The sequence below is a fragment of the Pseudomonas sp. IPO3747 genome (genome assembly GCF_013385245.1).
Lineage (GTDB): Bacteria > Pseudomonadota > Gammaproteobacteria > Pseudomonadales > Pseudomonadaceae > Aquipseudomonas > Aquipseudomonas edaphica.
This window is the reverse complement of record NZ_JACAQL010000048.1, coordinates 1-356: the sequence shown is the minus strand read 5'-3', so window position 1 is coordinate 356 and position 356 is coordinate 1. Positions and strand designations below refer to the sequence as shown.

Below are 356 nucleotides of genomic sequence, written 5' to 3'. Positions count from 1 at the left end.
ATTCCCCCCGTTGAGTTCCTAGCTTGTTGTTACGTACCGAGCTCGACTAGTGGCAGGCTTCGCTAGCCATTCGTCGTGGGAGGATCAGTAAGGGAGGCGTGTAACGATTCGGATTCTCTTCTAAACATGCGTGTCGTCTCTAAATCAGTCCCGAATCACTACCATTGCCCAAGCCCCGCTAGCAATCGGTAGTGCAGAGAATCAGTCGCCAAATCACGATCAAAATCACTACCAATGCCCAAGCCCCCGCTAGCAATTGGTAGTGATGAGATCAGTCGCTTTAATGAACTTGTTCGCGTATCGTTCGGTGCATTCTGGGGGACGTTTTGGCTTTTGGTCGCATGATTGGTCTTGGT

1 protein-coding gene is annotated in these 356 nt (G+C 50.6%); it reads right to left on the bottom strand.

What is annotated here, in order from left to right:
• Nucleotides 1–158 precede the first annotated feature (158 nt).
• Nucleotides 159–356 (bottom strand): hypothetical protein (locus HX790_RS29510; protein WP_218174747.1); only part of this gene is annotated, 198 nt, incomplete at its 5' end.